The sequence below is a fragment of the Leucobacter chromiiresistens genome (genome assembly GCF_001477055.1).
GTDB lineage: Bacteria > Actinomycetota > Actinomycetes > Actinomycetales > Microbacteriaceae > Leucobacter > Leucobacter chromiiresistens_A.
Genome location: NZ_LDRK01000089.1, coordinates 1 through 15,680, shown reverse-complemented (window position 1 = coordinate 15,680; position 15,680 = coordinate 1). Strand labels below are relative to the sequence as shown.

The window sequence follows — 15,680 nt, the reverse complement described above, 5'->3', positions numbered from 1 at the left end:
CGTCGAGGAGCGCATCGCCGCCCTCGAGGGCGGCACGGCCGCGCTGCTGCTCGCGAGCGGGCAGGCGGCGTCCACCTTCGCCGTGCTGAACATCGCGAACTCCGGCGACCACATCGTGTCGTCGGCGTCGATCTACGGCGGCACCTACAACCTGTTCAAGTACTCGCTCGCGAAGCTGGGCATCGAGGTCACCTTCGTGGAGGATCAGGACGACCCCGCGGCCTGGCAGCGCGCCGTGCGGCCGAACACGAAGCTGTTCTTCGCCGAGTCCATCGCGAACCCCCGCTCCAACGTGCTCGACATCCGCGCCGTCGCCGACGTCGCCCACGAGAACCGCCTCCCGCTCATCATCGACAACACCGTCGCGAGCCCGTACCTGGTGCGCCCCTTCGAGCACGGCGCAGACATCGTGCTGCACTCCGCCACGAAGTTCCTCGGCGGGCACGGCACGACGCTCGGCGGCGTGATCGTCGACGGCGGCACCTTCCCGTGGTCGCAGCACGCCGACAAGTTCCCGGGCCTCACCGAGCCCGACCCGTCGTACAACGGGGTGAGCTACACGGGCGCCGTCGGCGACGCGATCGCCTACATCATCAAGGCCCGCGTGCAGCTGCTGCGCGATCTCGGCTCCTCGATCGCCCCCCTCAGCGCCTGGCTGCTGCTGCAGGGCATCGAGACGCTGTCGCTGCGCGTCGAGCGGCACGTGCAGAACGCGCAGGAGGTCGCCGAGTGGCTCGACGCCCACGACGACGTCGCCACCGTGCACTACTCCGGCCTGCCGTCGAGCCCCTGGTACGCGGCGGCGAACCGGTACGCGCCGAAGGGCGTCGGTGCCGTGCTCGCGTTCGAGCTCAAGGGCGGAGTCGACGCCGGCCGCGCCGTCGTCGAGAACGTCGAGCTGTTCAGCCACGTGGCGAACATCGGCGACGTGCGCAGCCTCATCATCCACCCCGCGTCGACGACGCACTCGCAGCTGACCCCCGAGCAGCAGCTCACGGCCGGCGTCACGCCCGGCCTGGTCCGCCTCTCGGTCGGGCTCGAGCACATCGACGACATCAAGGCCGATCTGGAGCAGGGCTTCGCGGCGGCGCGCAAGGTCGTCGCCGAGTCGTCCGCCAACGCCTGAGCGGCCCGTGGGGCGCGGGGGCGGACGTGCCGCGTAACATTCGCCCCCGCCGGGTGCCCGCCGCGACAGAATAGGTGCTCATGGACTGGCAGACCCCCGAGGATTCGTTCCCGACCGACTTCATCACCGACGCGCAGCTGCGCGCGCTGATGGGCCGGCCGCCGATCTCGGGCGGCTGGCGCGACGGCGATCCCGTGGGCGAGCGCTCGTTCGTGCCGATCGGTGAGCTGACGACGGAGGCCGGCGCGGTCATCCCCCACGTGCGGCTGGCGTACGAGACCTTCGGGGAGCTCAACGCGCGGCGGGACAACGCGATTCTCGTCTTCCACGCGCTCACCGGCGACAGCCATCTCGTCGGACCGGCGGGCCCCGGGCATCCCACCGACGGCTGGTGGTCGGAGATCGTCGGGCCGGGCCGCCCGCTCGACACCGACCGCTACTGCATCATCGCTCCCAATGTGCTCGGCGGATGCCAGGGGTCGACGGGGCCGGGCTCGCTCGACCCGTCGGGGCGCGAGTGGGGCGGCCGGTTCCCGTACCTCACCATCCGCGACCAGGTCGCGGCCGCCGCGCGCTTCGCGGACGCGCTCGGCATCGAGCGCTTCGAGGCGGTCATCGGGGGGTCGATGGGCGGCATGCACGCGCTCGAATGGGGCATCACGCACCGCGAGCGGACCGCCCGCCTCGCCGTCATCGCGGCGCCCCCCGTGACCACGGCCGACCAGATCGGCCTGAACCTCGTGCAGCTCGAGGCGATCCGCTCCGATCCCTGCTACCGGGGCGGCAACTACTACGACGCCCCCGACGGCGTCGGCCCGCATCACGGCCTCGCCACCGCCCGGCGGCTCGCGCTGCTCAACTACCGCAGCAACACCGAGCTCGACGAGCGCTTCGGCCGAGCCTGGCAGTCGGCGGTCAGCCCGCTCGGCGGCGGCGGCCGTTTCGCCGTCGAGTCGTACCTCGACTTCCACGGGAACAAGTTCACCCGGCGCTTCGACGCGAACAGCTACGTGACGCTCGTGCAGGCGATGAACTCGCACGATGTGGGCCGCGGCCGCGGCGGCGTGCGCGCAGCGCTCTCCACGATCGATCTGCCGATCCTCGTGCTCGGCATCCCCAGCGACCGCCTGTTCACGCTCGACGGGCAGGACGAGATCGCGCGGCACACCCCCGGCAGCCTCGACGGCCCGGAGGCGACGCGCATCGAATCTCCCTTCGGCCACGACGCGTTCCTCATCGAGTTCGAGCGCGTCGGAGCGCACCTGCGGCGGCTGCTCGCCGTCTGAACTCCATGTTGGCGGCCTTCCGCCGCCTGAGCGACCTCGCAGGGGTCACACGGGGGCCTCCCACCTTCGGGTCGTAGTCTCTCCCAGTAACTTGACCGGCGCGACCGCCGGAAATCTGCGTCATCGGAAGAGGAGCCTGAGCTTGACTATCGTGCACGCGCGTTCTTCCTGGCGCGCTCTGGGAGTGGTCGCCTCGGTGTCCGCGGTGATCCCGCTGTGCCTCGCCGGGTGCGCCCCGGCCGTGGAGCACGATGCCAATGCCGCCGAGCTGCGCGCCGCACCCGACTCGAACCTGATGACGGTGCCCGTCGACCGCACCTACGCCGTCACCGACTTCACCCTGAACGCCCCGCTGGGCTCGTCTGCGCTGCACGAGGCGCTGGGCGAGCGCATCTCGTCGAGCGGCACCATGGTGGTGCGCGACGGCATGATCATGTCGGCCGAGCTGCAGGTGGCGATCGCCGACATGCCGGAGGCCTCCTTCGTGCAGACCACGCCGACGATGCTGGTGCGCGACGACATGGAGGAGACCGTGACGTCGGTCGGCACGCTCTCGGTCGGCGACCTCTCCCAGCCGAACACGAGCGTCGAGCTCCGGCCGACGGAGCTGGGCGAGGATCAGGCGCAGTTCGACGTGACCTTCGCCGTGCCCGACAACCTCCTGGTCTCGAACGCGGGGCTGCCCTTCGACGAGGTCTCCGCGCACCTGGTGCTCACCGCCCAGTAGCGCTACGACGCCGGGCGGCGCACCTGGTGGACCGGACCCGTCCCCGCGCGACTCGGTCCGCGCGCGCAACCGGCCCGCTCAGGCGAAGCGCTGCCGCCGCGTCGCATCGTGGATCTCGCCCACGAGCTCCTCGATGACGTCTTCGAGGAAGATCACTCCGAGCACCGAGCCCGCGTCGTCGTGGATGCGCGCCAGATGGATGCCGCGGCCCTGCAGTCGGGCCAGCACGTCCTCCAGCTCCGTCTCCGCGTGCACCGACTCCATCTCGCGGATGCGCTTGCCGGGAATCGGCTCGGCGACCCGATCCTCCCCGAGGCGCACCAGGTCCTTGATGTGCACGTACCCGACGAGCTCCCCCGCCGCATCGGCGATCGGATACCGCGAGAACCCGTGGCGCGCCACCGCCGCCTCCACGTCTCCGGGCGTCGCACCCGCGGGCAGCACCACCAGGCGATCCGACGGCACGAGCAGATCGCGCGCCCGCTTCGTCGTGAACTCGAAGGCGGCCGTCAGCGCCCCGCTCCGATCCTCGAGCACGCCCTCGCGCGTCGAGTGGCTGACGATGCTCGCGACCTCCTCCAGCGTGAAGGTGCTGTTCGTCTCCGACTTCGGCTCCACGCCGAACAGCCGCAGCACGCCGTTGGCGACGGCGTTGAGCGCCGCGATGATGTGCCGCAGCAGGCGCGAGATGGCGACGAGCGGCGGAGCGAGCAGCAGCACGGCGCGATCGGGCATCGAGAACGCCGCGTTCTTCGGCACCATCTCGCCGAAGACGACGTGCAGGTAGGAGACGCCGACGAGGGTCAGCACGAAGGCCGAGATCGTCACCGCCTGCTCGGGAATACCCGTCCAGTGGAGGGGTCCCTCGAGCAGGTGATGGATCGCGGGCTCCGAGACGTTCAGGATCAGCAGGGAGCACACCGTGATGCCCAGCTGGCTCGTCGCGAGCATCAGCGTCGCGTGCTCCATCGCGTACAGCGCGGTCTGCGCGCGCTTCGAGCCCGCCTCGGCCTTCGGCTCGATCTGGGATCGCCGCGCCGAGATGACCGCGAACTCGGCGCCCACGAAGAAGGCGTTCGCGGCGAGCAGCACGATCAGCCACGCGATTCCGGCCCAGTCGCTCATGCGCGCTCCCCCTCGTCGTCCGGGAGCGCGGTCGGGGCGCTCGTGTACTGCAGGCGGGCGATGCGCCGCCCGTCCATGCGGACGACGCGGAGCGTGCCGCCGTCGGGCAGCTCGACCTGGTCGCCGGCCTCGGGGATGCGGCCGAGCTCGTGCAGCACGAAGCCGGCAGCCGTGTCGTACGCATCGTCCTCGGGAATCTCGACGCCCGTCTGCTCGCGCACCTCGTCGGGGCGCAGGTCGGCGGGGAAGCTCATCTGCTCGGCGGTGCCGACCACACCCGCAGCGGCGCGGTCGTGCTCGTCGGCGACCTCCCCCACGATCTCCTCCACCAGGTCCTCGAGCGTCACGATGCCGGCGGTGCCGCCGTACTCGTCGGCGACGATCGCGAGCTGGAAGCCGCTGCCGCGCAGCTCCTCGAGGAGCTGATCGAGGTGCATCGTCTCGGGCACGCGCACCGCCTCCTCCATGAGCGCCGCGACGGGCACCTCGTCGCGCTTCGCGCGCGGCACGGCGACCGCCTGCTTCACGTGCACCACCCCGACGATGTCGTCGCGATCCTCGTCGATCACCGGGAAGCGGGAGAAGCCGGTGCGGCCCGACAGCTCGAGCACCGCCTTCGCGGGTTCGAGCCGCTGCAGGCTCTCCACCTTGAGGCGCGGCGTCATCACGTCGCCGGCGGAGAGCTCGGAGAAGCGCAGCGTGCGGTCGAGCAGCGTCGCCGTATCGGCCTCCAGCAGCCCGGCGCTCGCCGAGTGGCGCACCAGCGACGAGAGCTCCTGCGCCGAGCGGGCGCCCGAGAGCTCCTCCTGGGGTTCGATGCCGAGGGTGCGCAGCACGCCGTTCGCGCTGCCGTTCAGCACCATGACGGCCGGTTTCAGCGTCGTCGTGAAGGCCGCCTGCGCGGGCATCACGAGCCGGGCGGTGGCGAGCGGCTTGGAGATCGCGAAGTTCTTCGGCACGAGCTCCCCGACGATCATGGAGAACACGGTCGCCACGGCCACGGCGATCGGCGCGCTGATCGCGCGGCGCAGCTCCTCGGGCACCCCGAGGGCGCCGAGCGGCGCGTCGAGGAAGCTGCTCAGCGCGGGCTCGAGCGTGTAGCCGGCGAGCAGCGTCGTGAGCGTGATGCCGAGCTGGGCGCTCGACAGGTGGGTGGACGTGCGCGAGAGGCCGCGGATCACGCGGTCGAGCCCGCGCTCGCCCGCCCCGCGTCGGCGCTCCAGATCCTGGCGGTCGAGCGCGACCAGCGAGAATTCGGAGGCGACGAAGATGCCGGTGCCGAGCGTCAGCACGACGCCGATGAGCAGGAGGAGCCAGTCGTTCACCGACGGCTCCGGGAGAAGACGGTGGGCCGCGCCTCAGCGCGGCCGGTACTCGGAGGGTCGGAGGGTCTTCGAGAATCAGCGTCCATAGCCCTCCGAGGCTACCACCACAACCCGGAATCCGCACTGGGAGTATTCGCCCCTCCGCGCGCAGATGGGCGTAGGCTTGGTGCCGGTACGGCTCAGGAGCCCATACCTCCGACTACATCAATCTTGCAGAACCTGCACGAACGAGAGGAAGTCGCTTTGGCGGAGCGCACGGAGACCACCAATCAAGCTGGTCCCGCAGGAGATTTCGGCGCGAATGCGTGGCTGGTCGACGAACTCTGGAAGCAGTTCCAAGTCGACAAGAACTCGGTGGATCGGTCGTGGTGGCCGGTGCTCGAGAAGTACGGAGCCGCGCAGTCCGGCGCCGCGGCACCCGCGCCCGCCGCGCCGAGCGGAGGAGCGGCTCCCGCGACGAGCCCCATCACCACGCCGACGCAGCCGGCCCGCACCACGAAGGCGGCCCCACGCGTCGCCCCCATCCCGGCCGACGCCCCCAGCACGGCGCGCAGCGCGAACGCCGAGCAGGACGCCCCCGAGGACGACCGGGTGACCCCCCTGAAGGGCATGGCGCGCACGCTCTCGAAGAACATGGACCAGAGCCTCGCGGTGCCGACCGCGACGAGCGTGCGGACCATCCCGGCCAAGCTCCTCATCGACAACCGCATCGTGATCAACAACCACCTGCGCCGCAGCCGCGGCGGCAAGGTGTCGTTCACGCACCTCATCGGCTGGGCCCTGATTCAAACCCTGAAGGACTTCCCGAGCCAGAACGTCAGCTACGCGGAGGTCGACGGCAAGCCCTCCATCGTGTCGCCGGCGCACATCGGCCTCGGCATCGCGATCGACGTGCCGAAGCCCGACGGCACCCGCTCGCTGCTCGTCCCCTCGGTGAAGCGCGCCGAGTCGCTCAACTTCAACGAGTTCCTCGCCGCCTACGAGGATCTGGTGAAGCGCGCCCGCGACAACAAGCTCGCCGCGGGCGACTTCCAGGGCACCACCATCTCGCTCACGAACCCCGGCGGCATCGGCACCGTCCACTCCGTGCCCCGCCTCATGCAGGGCCAGGGCAGCATCATCGGCGCCGGCGCGCTCGAGTACCCCGCCGAGTTCCAGGGCGCGTCGCAGGAGACGCTGAACCGCCTCGGCATCTCGAAGACCATCACCCTCACGAGCACGTACGACCACCGCGTGATCCAGGGCGCCGGCTCCGGCGAGTTCCTCAAGCTGGTGCACGAGCGCCTCATCGGCAAGCACGACTTCTACGAGGAGATCTTCGCCGCGCTGCGGATCCCCTACAAGCCGGTGCAGTGGGCCTCCGACATCCACGTCGACGAGTTCGGCGCCGTCGACAAGTCGGCGCGCGTGCAGGAGCTCATCAACTCGTTCCGCGTGCGCGGGCACCTCATGGCCGACGTGGACCCGCTCGAGTACGTGCAGCGCACCCACCCCGACCTCGAGATCGAATCGCACGGGCTCACCTTCTGGGATCTCGACCGAGAGTTCGCGACCGGGGGCATCGGCGGGAAGCGCACCATGCCGCTCCGCGACATCCTCGGCGTGCTGCGCGACTCCTACTGCCGCAAGATCGGCATCGAGTACATGCACATCCAGGATCCGGCCCAGCGCCTGTGGCTGCGCGAGCAGCTCGAGGTGCCCTACGCCAAGCCGAGCCACGACGAGCAGATGCGCATCCTCGAGAAGCTCAACGAGGCGGAGGCGTTCGAGACGTTCCTCCAGACCAAGTACGTCGGCCAGAAGCGCTTCAGCCTCGAGGGCGGCGAGACCGTCATCCCGCTGCTCGACGCCATGCTGATCGACGCGGCGGAGGACGGCGTCGACAGCGTCGACGTCGGCATGGCGCACCGCGGCCGCCTGAACGTGCTCTCGAACATCGCGGGCAAGACGTACGGGCAGATCTTCCGCGAGTTCGAGGGGGCGCAGGCCCAGAAGGCCGGATCGGGCGACGTCAAGTACCACCTCGGCACCTCGGGCGTCTTCACCGCCCCGAACGGCACGCAGGTGCCGATCCACCTCGCCGCGAATCCCTCGCACCTGGAGACCGTGGACGGCGTGCTCGAGGGCATCGTGCGCGCGAAGCAGGATCTGAAGCCGATCGGCTCCTTCACCACGCTGCCGATCCTCATCCACGGCGACGCCGCGATGGCCGGGCAGGGCGTCGTGTACGAGACCATGCAGATGTCGCAGCTGCGCGGCTACCGCACGGGCGGCACGATCCACATCATCATCAACAACCAGGTCGGCTTCACGACGCTGCCGCTCGATTCGCGGTCGACGCCGTACTCCTCCGACATCGGCAAGGCCGTGCAGGCGCCCATCTTCCACGTGAACGGCGACGATCCCGAGTCGGTCGTGCGCGTCGCGAAGCTCGCCTACGAGTTCCGTCAGCGCTTCCACATCGACGTCATCATCGACCTGGTGTGCTACCGCCGGCGCGGGCACAACGAGGGCGACGACCCCTCGATGACCCAGCCGCTCATGACCGACCTGATCGAGGCGAAGCGCTCCACGCGCCGCCTCTACACGAGCGCGCTCGTCGGGCGCGGCGACATCACGGAGGAGGAGTACGAGCGGGCGAAGCAGGACTTCCAGGATCGCCTCGAGCGCGCCTTCCAGGAGACCCATGCCGCGCAGACCGGCTCGATCCCCGTCATCGACACCAGCGGCATCTCCGAGGTCGCCGAGTCGGGCGGCCGATCCGACCATCAGCTCGAGACCGCGGTGGATCGCACCGTCATCGAGCGCATCGGCGACGCGCACGCGAACAAGCCCGAGGGCTTCACCGTGCACCAGAAGCTGCAGCAGCTGCTCAACAAGCGCGTCGACATGAGCCGCGAGGGCGGCATCGACTGGGGCTTCGGCGAGCTGCTCGCACTCGGATCGCTGCTCATGGAGGGCACGCCCGTGCGCATGGCTGGCCAGGACGCTCGTCGCGGCACGTTCGCGCAGCGGCACGCCGTGTTCCACGACCGGGCGAACGGGCAGGAGTGGATTCCGCTGCTCAACCTCTCCGAGGAGCAGGCGCGGTTCTGGATCTACGACTCGCTGCTCTCGGAGTACGCGGCGCTCGCCTACGAGTACGGCTACTCGCTGCAGCGCGAGGACGCCCTGGTGCTGTGGGAGGCGCAGTTCGGCGACTTCGCGAACACGGCCCAGGCCGTGATCGACGAGTACATCGCGGCGGCCGAGCAGAAGTGGGGTCAGCAGTCCTCCGTGGTCATGCTGCTCCCCCACGGCTACGAGGGCCAGGGCCCCGACCACTCGTCGGCCCGCATCGAGCGCTACCTGCAGCTGTGCGCCGAAGACAACATGATCGTCGCGCGCCCTTCGACCCCCGCGAACTACTTCCACCTGCTGCGGCGTCAGGCGTACGCGCGCCCCCGGAAGCCGCTCATCGTGTTCACCCCGAAGTCGATGCTGCGCCTGCGCGGTGCGACGTCGAAGGTGGAGGACTTCACCGAGGGCGGGTTCCAGCCGGTGATCGATGATCCCACGACGACCGAGCCGTCGCGCGTCGAGCGCGTGCTGCTCGTGTCGGGCAAGGTCTACTACGACCTGCGCACCGCGCTCGAGAAGCACCCCGATCCGCGCGTCGCCGTGGTGCGGGTCGAGCAGTTCTACCCGATCCCCGCGACCCAGCTCGGGCGCGTGCTGGCGCAGTACCAGGGCGCCGAGATCGTGTGGGTGCAGGACGAGCCCGAGAATCAGGGCGCGTGGCCGTTCATCTCGCTCGAGCTGTCGAAGAAGCTGGCGAACGATCGCATCCGCGTGGTGTCGCGTGCGGCGTCGGCGGCGCCCTCCACGGGTTCGGCGAAGGTGCACGCGGTCGAGCAGGAGGAGCTCATCGCGCGGGCGCTGCGGTTCGAGGAGTAGGCGCGGGAGCGCACTCGCTGCGGTCGGCGCCGCTCGGCGTCGGCGCCGCTCGGCGTCGGCACGGTAAGAGATTCGGCTTCGGTGAAAGCGTTCCGATGGAGCGGGCCTCACCGAAGCCGAGTCTCTCACGGAAGCCGGTGCGGTTCTCGCCGAAACCGGCGCCGGAGCCCTGCCGAGCAGGGGTTCAGGCGCGGCGTGGGAGGATGTGAGCACCATACGCGAACGCACCGCGTTCAGCACTCCGAGGAGCCCGATGCCCTTCTCCGACGGCGATGCCGCGCCCCGCGAACCGCTCGTGCAGCGCTCGCTGAGCCTGCGCGAAACGGTGCTCGAGCGTCTGCGCACCGCGATCATCACCGGGCGCCTCGGCGAGGGCGACGTGCTCTCCACCCCCGCGCTCGGCGCTCGACTCGGGGTGTCGGCCACCCCGGTGCGCGAGGCGATGATGGATCTCGTGCGGGAGGGCCTGGTCGAGAGCGTGAAGAACAAGGGCTTCCGCGTCACGTCGATGAGCGAGACCGATCTCGACGACCTCGCGCAGATCCGCCTCATGCTCGAGCCGCCGGCGATGCGCATCGTGGCGGGGCGCATCCCGGAGGAGGATCTTCCCGATCTCCTCGATCTCGCGCACGTCTGCCTCGCGGCGGCCGAGAACGACCACCTCGAGGAGTATCTGCGGTTCGATCGCGAGTTCCACGCGCGGGTGCTTCAGCACACCGGCAACGCCCAGCTCGTCGAGCTCGCGACGTCGCTGCGCCGGCGCACCCGCCTGTACGGGATCGCCACCGTCTCGCGCGAGGGCCGGCTCCACGGCTCCGCCCGCGAGCATCTCGAGCTCCTCGACCTGCTCGCCGCGGGCGACGGCGGGGGTGCCGAGCGGGTGCTGCACCGGCACATCTCTCACGCGCGGGCGCTGTGGGCGACGGCGCGGGAGGAATCGTAGCTCCGGGATCCGCTATTGGTCACGCGCCCATTAGACTGGGGCGACGTTAGTTTTCGCACACGAGGGAGTATCGATGACCACCTGGCGCATGCCGATCGAGGGACACGAGCAGGAGCGGCTGTGGCTGGCCTGGCCGACCAGCGGGTACACCCTCGGAGACACCGAAGCCGAGGCCGAGGAGGCGCGCACCACGTGGGCGGCCGTGGCGAACGCCGCGAGCGAGCACGAGCCCGTGACCGTGGTCGTCAACCCGGGCGATGAGCCCATCGCCGCGCGCTACCTCTCCGCCCAGATCGAGCGCATCACCGCGCCGCTCAACGATGCGTGGATGCGCGACATCGGGCCCAGCTTCGTCGTCGGCGATGACGGCCGACTCGGCGCTGCGAACTTCGTCTTCAACGGCTGGGGCGGCCAGGAGTGGGCGCAGTGGAACCACGATCAGCACATCGGCCGCATCGTGGCCGAGGCGGCCGGCGCCGAGCTGATCGACTCCGAGATGACGAACGAGGGCGGCGGCATCCAGGTGGACGGCACGGGCCGCGTCGTGATCACGAAGACGGTGCAGCTCGATCCGGGCCGCAATCCGGGCTGGACGCAGGAGCAGGTCGAGGCCGAGCTCGCACGCACCATCGGCGCGACGAGCGCGCTGTGGCTGCCGCGCGGGCTCACCCGCGATCACGACACGTTCGGCACGCGCGGGCATTCCGACATCCTCGCCGCCTTCACGAGCCCCGATCTGCTGCTCATGCACCGGCAGGATGCGGAATCGCACCCCGACCACGTGATCGCGCGCACCAACCGCGACGTCGCCGACCGGTACCGCGACGACACCTCGGCGAACTTCGAGATCATCGACCTGCCGGCTCCCGAAACGCTCCGCGACGACGAGGGCTTCGTCGACTACAGCTACATCAATCACGTCGTCATCAACGGCGCGGTGCTCGCGTGCGCGTTCGACGACCCCGCCGATGATCGCGCCCTCGCGATCCTGCGCGAGGTCTACCCCGGGCGCGAGGTGATCGGGCTCGACGCCCGGCCGCTCTTCGCCCGCGGCGGCGGGATCCACTGCATCACGCAGCAGCAGCCGAAGACCCGCTAGGCCGCGAGGTGCGGGTCGCGCGATCGCCGCGGGGCCCGCACGACGCGTCCCAGCCGCGCGCGCCGGCGCGTCTCAGCGAGGCGCGCCGGCGCCTCGCCCGGCCCGCGCCCCCGCCTCCCCCGAGGCGAGCAGCGCGGCCTCCTCGCGCAGGGCCGCTCGCACCGCGGCGAGCCCGGGGTGCCCCTCGGCGGATGCCCGGGCCGCGGTGAATACCGCGCGCTCGGGATCGCCGGCGAGGTCGATGAGGCGCAGCGCGCGCGTCGTGCCGGCGTGGAGCAGGTCGGGCAGGAGCGCCACGGCGTTGCCCGTTTCGATGAGTCGCACCTGCGCCTGCAGGTCGGCCGTCTCGTAGCGCACGTCGGGCTCGAACCCGGCGCTGCGGCAGGCCTGCAGCGCCCAGTGCCGCGACGCCGCGCCCTCCGGCTCGAGCACCCAGGGGAGCTCCGCGGCGTCCGCGAGCCGGCGCACCGCGTCGACGGCACCGGAGCCGACGCCCGGCGCCGGAAGGCCCAGGCGGATGCGGTCGGTGATCAGGGGCTGCCGGTCGAGGCCGGAGAAGCGGGGCGCCGCGTGCCCCGGGTACTGCTCGGCGATCACGAGGTCGAAGCGCCGCGTCCAGGTCTCCTCGAGCCCGGCCTCGGGTTCGTGCTGCACCATCTCGACGCGCAGACGCGGGTGCGTGTCGCGCAGCCGCCCGAGCACTTGCGGCATGAGGGCGAGCAGCGCCGTCTGGAACACGGCGATGCGCACGGTGCCCCCGACCTCGGCATGCGCACGGTGCAGCGCCGCCTCCGCGCGCTCGAGCCCGGCCAGCAGGTCGTGCGTCTCGGCGACGAGCACCTGTGCGGCGGGGGTGAGCTCGAGCGTGCGGCCCGACCGCCGCAGCAGCGGCACTCCGGCCTCGCGTTCGAGCAGCGCCAGCTGCTGCGAGATCGCCGACGGGCTGTAGTTCAACGCGTCGGCGACGGCGGCGACGGTGCCGCGGCTGTCGAGCTCCCACAGCAGGCGCAGGCGTTTCATCTCCAGCATGCGAACCCTCGATTCATCAGTTGCGCTTCACACTATTCCACAGAAACCGTCGCTGTACTTCATGCTTCCCCCGGGTCAGACTGAACGCACGGGAGCCCGCACCGATGCGCCCCGCACCGCCGTTCCGAAAGGCCCGCATGAGCACCGCCCACGACATCCGCCCGCAAGACCTCGCAGACGACGCCGTCGCGCTCGTGCGCCGCTGGCTCGCCGAAGCAGCCTCCCTGCCGGCCGACGCCTCGGCGGCGCGCCTCGCCGGGGTGCTCAGCGACCCGAACGGGCTCGACTTCACCGTGGGGTTCGTGGACGGCGTCGTGCGCCCCGAGGATCTCGCCGTGGCCGCGGAGCGTCTGCACGAGCTCGTGCCGAAGACGCCGTCGTTCCTCCCCGCGCCGATGCGCGGGGCGATCGGCCTCGGCGGGGCGCTGGCGCGGCCGCTTCCGGGGGTGGTCGTGCCGATCGCGCGGCGCGTACTGCGGCAGCTCGTGAGCCACCTCATCATCGACGCCAGCGACGCCAAACTGGGACCTGCGATCGCGAAGATCGCCCGCGACGGCGTGCGGCTCAACATGAATCTGCTGGGCGAGGCCATCCTCGGCCAGGCCGAGGCCGAGCGGCGCCTGGAGGGCACCCACCGCCTCCTCGCCCGCGACGACATCGACTACGTCTCCATCAAGGTCTCCGCGACCGTCGCCCCGCACAACCACTGGGCGTTCGACGAGGCGGTCGCGCACATCGAGCAGCAGCTCCTCCCCCTCTTCGCGCGCGCCGCCGACGCATCGCCGCAGAAGTTCATCAACCTCGACATGGAGGAGTACAAGGATCTCGACCTCACCCTGGCGGTCTTCATGCGGCTCCTCGATCGCCCGGAGTTCACGGGGCTGGAGGCAGGGATCGTGCTGCAGGCGTATCTCCCCGACGCGCTGGGAGCCATGATCCGGCTCCAGGAGTGGGCGGCGCAGCGGGTCGCCCGCGGCGGCGCCCCCATCAAGGTGCGCGTCGTCAAGGGCGCGAACCTGCCGATGGAGCTCGTCGACGCGGCTGTGCACGGCTGGCCGTCGGCGACGTGGCCCACCAAGCAGGCCTCGGACACCGGCTACAAGGCCGTGCTCGACTATGCGCTGCATCCCGAGCGGGTGCGGAACGTGCGGATCGGCGTCGCCGGCCACAACCTCTTCGACGTCGCCCTCGCGTGGCTGCTCGCGCAGCGGCGCGGAGCGGAGGAGGGCATCGAGTTCGAGATGCTGCTCGGCATGGCGGCGGGTCAGGCCGAGGCCGTGCGTCGGGAGGTGGGGCACCTGCTGCTCTACGTGCCGGTCGTGCACCCGGAGGAGTTCGACGTGGCCATCGCGTACCTCATCCGCCGCCTCGAAGAGGGGGCGAGCACGGAGAACTTCATGTCGGCCGTGTTCGAGCTGCACGATCACGCCGAGCTGTTCGAGCGCGAGCGCGAGCGCTTCCTCGCCTCCCTCGCCGACCTCGAGTCGATCACCGCCGACGGCGACCCCGAGCACTACCGGGTGCCCCGGCCGAATCGCGACCAGGATCGCCGGGCCGCAGCGAGCGACTCGGTCGCGGCGCATCTCGCCCGCCCCGAGGTCGCCTCGCGAGTGGAGGAGCGGGTGCAGGGCGGAGCCTCGGGCTTCCGCAATACCCCCGACACGGACCCCGATCTGCCCGGCAACCGGGTCTGGGGCCGCGCGATCGCCGAGCGCATGGTGCACTCGGAGCTGGGAGCCGCGGCCATCGCCGAGGCGCGAATCGCGGACGCCGAGGCGCTCGACCGCGCGATCGAGCGCGGGCGGGCCGCTGCCGAGGGCTGGCAGGCGCTCGGCGCCGACGAGCGCGCCCGCATCCTGCACCGGGCCGGCGAGGCGCTCGAGGCTCGCCGCGCCGACCTGCTCGAGGTCATGGGCTCCGAGTGCGGCAAGACGCTCGACCAGGGCGACCCCGAGGTGTCGGAGGCGATCGACTTCGCCCACTACTACGCGGCGCTCGGCCAGGAGCTCGAGCAGGTAGACGGCGCCCGATTCGTGCCGCAGCGGCTCACCGCCGTGATCCCGCCGTGGAACTTCCCGGTCGCCATCCCGGCGGGCGGCACCCTCGCCGCGCTCGCGGCCGGATCGAGCGTCGTCATCAAGCCCGCCGCGCAGTCCGCGCGGTCGGGAGCGGTGATGGTGGAGGCGCTGTGGGAGGCCGGCGTGCCGACCGATGTGCTGCAGCTCGTGCAGTTCGAGGATCGCGCACTCGCATCGAGGCTCGTCGCCGACCCGCGCATCGATCGCCTGATCCTCACCGGCGCCTACGAGACCGCCGAGACGTTCCGCGGCCTGCGCGAAGACCTGCCGATTCTGGCGGAGACGAGCGGCAAGAACGCGATCATCGTGACGCCGAACGCCGACCTCGATCTCGCCGCGCGCGACGTGGCGCAGTCCGCGTTCGGGCACGCCGGGCAGAAGTGCTCGGCGGCGTCGCTCGTCGTGCTCGTGGGCTCCGTCGCCCGCTCCCGGCGATTCCGGGGGCAGCTGCTCGACGCGGTGCGCTCGCTGCGCGTCGGCACCCCCGACGACCTGACGAGCCAGATGGGTCCGCTGATCGCCGCCCCCTCGGGCAAGCTGCTGCGCGGCCTCACCGAGCTCGAACCCGGCCAGCACTGGGAGGTCGAGCCGGCGGCGGTCGAGACCGGGCACCCGCTGGCCGTGGACCGGAACGGCGACGCGAAGCTCTGGACCCCCGGTGTGCGCGCGGGCGTGCAGCGGGGCAGCGAGTACCACCTGACCGAGTACTTCGGCCCGATCCTGGGCGTCATGACGGCGGAGACGCTCGACGAGGCCATCGACATCGTCAACGACATCGAGTACGGTCTCACGAGCGGCCTGCACTCGCTCGATCGCGCCGAGCTCGCGCGCTGGCTCGACCGGGTCGAGGCCGGCAATCTGTACGTCAACCGGGGCATCACGGGGGCCATCGTGCGGCGGCAGCCGTTCGGCGGCTGGAAGAAGTCGGCCATCGGCGCGGGCACGAAGGCCGGGGGCCCGAGCTACCTCTTCGGGCTCGGCGACTGGGTCGACGCCGAGCCCGAAG

General features: G+C 71.0%; 10 protein-coding genes. 7 read left to right on the top strand and 3 right to left on the bottom strand.

Annotation, left to right across the window (positions count from 1 at the left end; all coding sequences use genetic code 11):
• The 3 genes from NS354_RS10850 to NS354_RS13640 form a co-directional block, all read left to right on the top strand.
• The coding region (locus NS354_RS10850; protein ID WP_058594503.1) for an O-acetylhomoserine aminocarboxypropyltransferase/cysteine synthase family protein at positions 1-1,126 on the top strand (1,126 nt) is incomplete at its 5' end.
• An 80-nt stretch (positions 1,127-1,206) separates the two neighbouring features.
• Complete coding sequence (gene metX, locus NS354_RS10845) at positions 1,207-2,412, top strand: homoserine O-acetyltransferase MetX (protein WP_058594502.1); 1,206 nt, start codon at positions 1,207-1,209, stop codon at positions 2,410-2,412.
• A 142-nt stretch (positions 2,413-2,554) separates the two neighbouring features.
• Positions 2,555-3,139 carry a hypothetical protein gene (locus NS354_RS13640; RefSeq protein ID WP_193750767.1) on the top strand — a complete coding sequence of 195 codons (585 nt, stop codon included), beginning with the start codon at positions 2,555-2,557 and terminating at the stop codon, positions 3,137-3,139.
• Positions 3,140-3,217: 78 nt separating this feature from the next.
• Here the strand turns inward: NS354_RS13640 and NS354_RS10835 are convergent, their stop codons facing one another.
• Together NS354_RS10835 and NS354_RS10830 are read right to left on the bottom strand one after the other, a co-directional pair.
• Positions 3,218-4,264, bottom strand: coding sequence for a hemolysin family protein (locus NS354_RS10835; protein ID WP_058594500.1), 1,047 nt, complete (start codon positions 4,262-4,264; stop codon positions 3,218-3,220).
• Positions 4,261-5,589 (bottom strand): hemolysin family protein, encoded by a 1,329-nt coding sequence (locus NS354_RS10830; RefSeq protein ID WP_058594499.1) that lies wholly within the window; start codon positions 5,587-5,589, stop codon positions 4,261-4,263. The genes NS354_RS10835 and NS354_RS10830 overlap by 4 nt, the downstream gene beginning before the upstream one ends.
• Before the next feature lie 243 nt (positions 5,590-5,832).
• Here NS354_RS10830 and NS354_RS10825 point away from each other — a divergent pair, with 243 nt between their 5' ends.
• The 3 genes from NS354_RS10825 (at position 5,833) to NS354_RS10815 (ending at position 11,567) form a co-directional block, all read left to right on the top strand.
• Complete coding sequence (locus tag NS354_RS10825; RefSeq protein ID WP_082678037.1) at positions 5,833-9,525, top strand: multifunctional oxoglutarate decarboxylase/oxoglutarate dehydrogenase thiamine pyrophosphate-binding subunit/dihydrolipoyllysine-residue succinyltransferase subunit; 3,693 nt, start codon at positions 5,833-5,835, stop codon at positions 9,523-9,525.
• Between the two features lie 253 nt (positions 9,526-9,778).
• Positions 9,779-10,468, top strand: a complete 690-nt coding sequence (locus tag NS354_RS10820) for a GntR family transcriptional regulator (RefSeq protein WP_058594498.1) — start codon at positions 9,779-9,781, stop codon at positions 10,466-10,468.
• A 73-nt stretch (positions 10,469-10,541) separates the two neighbouring features.
• On the top strand, positions 10,542-11,567 hold the full coding sequence (locus NS354_RS10815; RefSeq protein WP_058594497.1) for an agmatine deiminase family protein: 1,026 nt from the start codon (positions 10,542-10,544) through the stop codon (positions 11,565-11,567).
• 72 nt (positions 11,568-11,639) lie between these two features.
• Here NS354_RS10815 and NS354_RS10810 read toward each other — a convergent pair whose 3' ends face one another.
• Positions 11,640-12,596 (bottom strand): LysR family transcriptional regulator, encoded by a 957-nt coding sequence (locus NS354_RS10810; RefSeq protein ID WP_058594496.1) that lies wholly within the window; start codon positions 12,594-12,596, stop codon positions 11,640-11,642.
• A gap of 137 nt (positions 12,597-12,733) precedes the next feature.
• On the opposite strand from NS354_RS10810, the gene NS354_RS10805 reads away from it, so the two are divergent.
• Positions 12,734-15,680: proline dehydrogenase family protein (locus NS354_RS10805; RefSeq protein WP_058594495.1), on the top strand; the 2,947-nt coding region annotated here is incomplete at its 3' end.